Origin of the sequence: Lishizhenia sp., assembly GCF_033720595.1 — a bacterium.
Taxonomy (GTDB): Bacteria; Bacteroidota; Bacteroidia; order Flavobacteriales_D; family Crocinitomicaceae; genus Lishizhenia.
The window spans coordinates 1-3,789 of sequence record NZ_JAWWCF010000234.1 but is presented as its reverse complement, the minus strand read 5'-3'; the positions used below and the strand labels follow the sequence as shown (position 1 = coordinate 3,789).

The following is a 3,789-nucleotide window of genomic DNA, read 5'->3' as shown; positions in this document are numbered from 1 at the left end:
TTAAAGAATATAGGTCCTTCAGAAGAGGTCTTTACCAATATCGCCAGCGTAATGTAAACAGGAGTTAAAAGAATAAGAGCGATACTTGCACAAATAACGTCAATTCCCCTTTTTAAAACTCGTTGCCAAATAGGAAGTATTTCTGAATTCAATTCTATAAGTGGTGCTCCGAAAATGTTGTTCATTTTTACAGATCCAGAAAGTATGTCGTACATGTCTGGAATTACCTTGATTTTAAGGTCTCTACCAGAAACTTTGGCAATGATTTTACGCAGCTTTTCGTGTTCTGTAGAGTCGAGAGCAATGATGATTTCCTCGATGTCGAGATCAGTAATAATCTTATCAAAATCATTAAAATGTCCTAAATAAGGGAGTCTATCTTCAAGGTTTTTGTCTATCCCATTTAAGTTAACAAAACCGATAAACTTATTTCCTGAGTTTTGATGATTGAATTTGATTTCGTCGTAAATATCAACTGCTTTCTGGCTACCACCAATAAGCAAAGTGTTGAAGCCGATTTTTCCTGCATGTACCTTTTGCACCAAATTATTAACGATAATGAATCGAGGTAGGAGGGTGTAGCAGAATTGTAAAATAAAAACAGCACTTAATGACTTGTAATAGAGGTGATGTCCATCAATTTCATCATCCAAAAGAAAGACAAAGAAGATGACTACTGTTCCGATGATAGAGCTTAATGTTGTTAAACTCAATATTTTCATCCTATACAAACGGAGGGGGTTGATGTAGGTACCCAAAAGGGCGTGAAGCGTAACCCAAAACGCTGGTATTAAAATTACTCCTAAAATGAATTCAGTATTAATTACAAAGGGTGCGACTTCGATAACTGTTTTTCTAAAGTAAAAGAAACTAGCCCAGGCTAAAGCAGCCATTAGGAAATCTGTTACTATTAATAGAGAAGTAAATTTTTTTTGCATGTAGAACTAGTATATCACCTTGATGTTATCGATGTAAATGTCTTGCGGACCTACCTTGTTTTTGATAGCTCTTAAGGCAATTCCATAAAAATCAGCTTGGTTATAAACGGCAAGTAGTTCGTTGAGGTTAAAATATATTTTCGTCCATTTAGGGCTTTCTTGGGCTCTCATCGTTGCAATGGCATCGTCGCTAGTTACACCATTTGTTGAGTTGATAAAACGCGCACTTAAGTCATGTGAAGTCCTAAAATCTACTTCCAAATAAACAACTCTACCATTGGTAGGAAGCAATAAAGGAGCTGATGAATAAGCGTAGAAAAGGGAGTCGTCATCGGTTAATTCTATGTGTCCACAATAGTTCCCGTATTCAACAATGTTGGGATCGTTGGTTGTTCCTAAACTCGCTAAAGAGGCATTAGATTCTTCTAACTTTAAGTTGTTGATGTTCTCGAAATCTTCTATCCAAAATGTTAAGTCGTCGTAGTATTGTGTTTCAGGAGCAATTGAAGCTGTGTCTCCTTTGGTAAGCGTTAGATCTACCGAGTAAGGCTCCATTAAGGTATAACGTGATTTCGTAGAGCTTATACCGTTGTTCTTAATTCCAGGAATAATTACAAAACTATGTTCTCCTTCGTCTGCAATGATTGGAATTTTTATCGGTAAGGAAAAAACTCCCAAAATCTCACCATCCATATTTACCCAAGCATCCGTTATGTTTTCGGTTAACTCACCTTGGTCTGATGCAAAAGGATTTTCATTCAGTTGAAATTTGTCCACCTTTAACCATAAAGGAGCGTCAACCTTTTTTGCACAACCATTGATTACAAATGCCAGTAAACAGAGATAGAATAAGTGTTTCATTGTATATTTTTTAAGAATTCAATCAATTTTCATCAAAGAAAAGCGAATGCACAAGCATTGACTATTGATTTATTCTTTTTTAACAGACTGCAAAAGTGTTAAATATTAGAAAAAGAACGATGTAGAATACTAAATATTGTTGTTGACCAGGTTTCCCGTCATTTTTAATTTCTCCAATATTTCTGTGGCAACTACCAAAGCGTTGTATCCATCTTCTATCGGAACTTTTGGAGTTGTATTATTGACAATGGATTCTGCGAATGTTCTTAACTCTTCTTTTATCGCGTTTACTTCACCAACTTCCGGCTTGTCAAACATTATCTTTTTGTCTGGTTTACCATTTCCTAATTCCAACACCATGTCGAAAGGTCCGGGTTCTCCTTCTACATTTTCCATCTTTACGACTTCTAACTCTTTTTCTAAGAAATCTACACTGATGTAAGCATCTTTTTGGAAGAAGCGAGATTTACGCATATTCTTCATAGAGATGCGAGAAGAGGTGAGGTTCGCCACACATCCGTTTTCGAATTCTAAACGAGCATTGGCAATATCCGGTGTGTCAGAAACTACAGCAACACCTGAAGCAGATACACGCTTAACAGGAGAATTTACGACACTTAAAATGATATCTAAATCGTGTATCATTAAATCCAAGATTACAGGAACGTCTGTCCCCCTTGGATTAAACTGCGCCAAACGGTGAGTCTCAATAAACATAGGGTTATTGAAGTGAGGCAAAGCTTTTTGGAAAGCAGGGTTGAACCTTTCTACGTGCCCCACCTGAACCTTAACATCTGCCTCGTGCGCTAGGGAAATCAAAGATTTTGCTTCGTCTACCGTTTCTGTAATAGGCTTTTCAATAAAAACATGTTTAGAGTTACGCAAAGCATAAGCAGCACAGTCGTAATGAGAAATGGTTGGTGTTACTATATCTACACAGTCAACTTCGGCGATTAACTCCTCAATACTTCCAAAACGCTTCAATCCATAGGTGTCTATAACCGTTTGAGCATTTTCGTCTGAAGGATCGTAAAAACCAACACATTGGTATTCTTCCTTCAATTCTAATATAAGTTTGATGTGAATTTTACCGAGGTGACCAGCACCCAAAACTCCTATCTTTAGCATATCTAATTCTGTTTCCTACAAAATTAGCGCTTAAGAGCTATGGAACAAGTGTATGTTTTGATTGTTATTAACAAGAAGTGTTTATAACCCCAGCTGATCGTAATAACCGGTTTGCTTATTGGTAATGATTTTAGTGAGTGTTGTGATTTGCCCTGTATGGTAAGAAAAGTGTTCGAGTACATGCACCAAAACAGAAAAAACATTTTCTTCCAAGCCTTGTATGTTTTTCGGTTGGTGAAGATCTTCATCTTTTATGGTGTGCAAAACCTCTGTAATTTGAATTTTTAAATTTTCCATCACAAACACGAGCTCGCTTTTTTTTATGTTGAGGTGTTTTTCAAATTCTTTTTCTCTTTGTCTATGGTCTGGAGCGGATCCTAATCCACAAACTATCCATTGTTTACCATTTCCACATAAATGTAAGACCAAAGAACCTATGCTCGGAGTGTTTTTATTGGGGGTAAACCATAATTCTTCATCCGAAATCATAGAAAGGCACTTAAATATTCTCGAATACGATTCTGTGAAAACACGCCTTTTGAATTCATTTACAATGAGTTCTGAGCTAGTCATAAAATTTGAATTTTCTTTTTATCTAATTTAATGAAAAAAAAGGTGAATTTTGTTGTTTATGTAAATCTAAATTTAATATATTTGCACCCGCTAACGGAAGCAAGAGAGTATACTTGAAAGCTTTGAGATTAGTTTTTTACATGGTGGTTGTAGCTCAGTTGGTTAGAGCGCCGGATTGTGGTTCCGGAGGCCGTGGGTTCGAATCCCATCGTCCACCCAGAAAAATCCCGATAAGAAATTGTCGGGATTTTTTTATGCCTAAAATTTACGGAAGTTTACTTTGAGAAAG

Annotated in this window: 4 protein-coding genes and 1 tRNA gene; 1 reads left to right on the top strand and 4 read right to left on the bottom strand. The window is 36.5% G+C overall.

Features of this window, described 5'->3' with window-relative positions; all coding sequences use genetic code 11:
* The 4 genes from R3333_RS13120 to R3333_RS13105 all read right to left on the bottom strand — a co-directional run.
* Positions 1-938, bottom strand: a 938-nt coding sequence (locus tag R3333_RS13120) for a sugar transferase (RefSeq protein WP_318959225.1), incomplete at its 3' end; no start/stop codon positions are given.
* A 6-nt stretch (positions 939-944) separates the two neighbouring features.
* Positions 945-1,799 carry a hypothetical protein gene (locus R3333_RS13115; protein WP_318959224.1) on the bottom strand — a complete coding sequence of 285 codons (855 nt, stop codon included), beginning with the start codon at positions 1,797-1,799 and terminating at the stop codon, positions 945-947.
* A gap of 129 nt (positions 1,800-1,928) precedes the next feature.
* Positions 1,929-2,927, bottom strand: a complete 999-nt coding sequence (locus tag R3333_RS13110) for a Gfo/Idh/MocA family oxidoreductase (protein WP_318959223.1) — start codon at positions 2,925-2,927, stop codon at positions 1,929-1,931.
* Between the two features lie 81 nt (positions 2,928-3,008).
* Positions 3,009-3,500 carry a DinB family protein gene (locus R3333_RS13105; protein WP_318959222.1) on the bottom strand — a complete coding sequence of 164 codons (492 nt, stop codon included), beginning with the start codon at positions 3,498-3,500 and terminating at the stop codon, positions 3,009-3,011.
* 143 nt (positions 3,501-3,643) lie between these two features.
* On the opposite strand from R3333_RS13105, the gene R3333_RS13100 reads away from it, so the two are divergent.
* Positions 3,644-3,717, top strand: a tRNA-His gene (locus R3333_RS13100).
* Positions 3,718-3,789 lie beyond the last annotated feature (72 nt).

Bases quoted from the DNA above. Each gene is read 5' to 3' on its own strand.
- R3333_RS13115 (WP_318959224.1), bottom strand. From the start codon at position 1,799: ATGAAACACTTATTCTATCTCTGTTTACTGGCATTTGTAATCAATGGT.
- R3333_RS13110 (WP_318959223.1), bottom strand. From the start codon at position 2,927: ATGCTAAAGATAGGAGTTTTGGGTGCTGGTCACCTCGGTAAAATTCAC.
- R3333_RS13105 (WP_318959222.1), bottom strand. From the start codon at position 3,500: ATGACTAGCTCAGAACTCATTGTAAATGAATTCAAAAGGCGTGTTTTC.